This window comes from Leucobacter soli (assembly GCF_042659205.1).
In the GTDB taxonomy this organism is placed as follows: Bacteria; Actinomycetota; Actinomycetes; order Actinomycetales; family Microbacteriaceae; genus Leucobacter; species Leucobacter soli.
On record NZ_JBHSRW010000371.1, the window covers coordinates 1 to 1,355 of the forward strand.

1 protein-coding gene and 1 pseudogene are annotated in these 1,355 nt (G+C 71.0%); one reads left to right on the forward strand and one right to left on the reverse strand.

The window, feature by feature from the left end; translation table 11 throughout:
- Positions 1-30: 30 nt before the first annotated feature.
- Positions 31-981, reverse strand: a complete 951-nt coding sequence (locus ACFPZL_RS13245) for a DUF808 domain-containing protein (RefSeq protein WP_218114297.1) — start codon at positions 979-981, stop codon at positions 31-33.
- Between the two features lie 174 nt (positions 982-1,155).
- Between ACFPZL_RS13245 and ACFPZL_RS13250 the strand changes: the two are divergent.
- A pseudogene (locus ACFPZL_RS13250) lies at positions 1,156-1,355 on the forward strand (DNA repair protein RadA); the annotation flags it as partial.

The following is a 1,355-nucleotide window of genomic DNA, read 5'->3' on the forward strand; positions in this document are numbered from 1 at the left end:
TCCGCTCGACCGGGTGCCGCCGCGCCCTGCTCAGCCCTCGGCGCGCCCGCCCATGCGCGAGCGATGCCGCAGCCGTGCGATAACCCCGAGCAGCAGGACGACGATCGCGCCCCAGACCAGCCCGAAGGCGGCGGAGAGGCCGTTCTCGACGATCCAGGTCACCACCGGCTGGGTCCCGGCGGCGGCCGTCGCCGCGTGCACGAGGTCGTACGGCGCGTGCACGCCCACCTCGGCGAGATTCACCACGAGGATGTGGCCGCCGACCCACAGCATGGCGACCACGCCGACCACGGTCAGCGCGCGGAACACCCACGGCATCGCCCGCACCAGCCAGGTGCCGACGACCTTCAGCCAACGGGGGCGGCGTCGGCGCAGCCAGAGGCCGACGTCGTCCATCTTCACGAGCACCGCCACGGAGCCGTAGACGAGCACCGTCATCAGGATCGCCACCGCGATGAGGATGGCCAGCCGCATGACCCAGGAGTCGGCGTCGATGTTGCTCAGCGAGATCAGCATGATCTCCACCGAGAGGACGAGATCGGTGCGCACCGCGCTGGCGACGATCTGCTTCTCGTCGGTCTCGGTGCGCTCGACGACCTCCTCGACCGTCGTCTCGTGGCCGCGCCGCGCGTGGATCCAGTGCCAGACCTTCTCGGCGCCCTCGTATGCGAGATAGGTGCCGCCGACGAGCAGCAGCCAGGGGAACACCCACGGCGCCCACAGGCTGAGCAGCATGATCGCGACGATGATCAGCGACTTGTTGATGAGCGAGCCGCGCGTGATGCGGCGCACGACCGGAAGCTCACGATTCGGGCTGATGCCCTGCACGTACTGCGGCGTCACGGCGGCGTCGTCGATCACCACCCCGGCGGACTTGGCCGAGGCCTTCGCAGCGCCGGCGACGACGTCGTCGATCGATGCCGCCGCGGCCTTGGCGAGCACGGCGATGTCGTCGAGCAGGGCGAAGAAGCTCGCGGCCATCGGTGCTCCTCGTCGTCGGCGCCGCGTGCCGGCGGCGTGCGGCACGGGTCAGGAAGCAACTTTACCGGTGCACTCCCGCGGTTCGCCGTGCGCCACCTGCCCGTGCGGCACGCGCGCGGCGTTCGCCGCGAAGGTCGATACGACAATGTCGGAGGCCGGAGGTAGTGTCGCAGCATGGCGAAGACCTCTCGGAGCACGACGGCGAAGACCCGCGGCGGCTATGCATGCGCAGAGTGCGGATGGCAGACCGTGAAGTGGGTCGGCCGCTGCGGCGAGTGCCAGCAGTGGGGCACGGTGGCCGAGGTCGCGTCGGGCGGTGCGACGCTCGGAAGGACGGTGCACGCGACGGCGCCGGCGGCCGGCAGGGAGGCCCG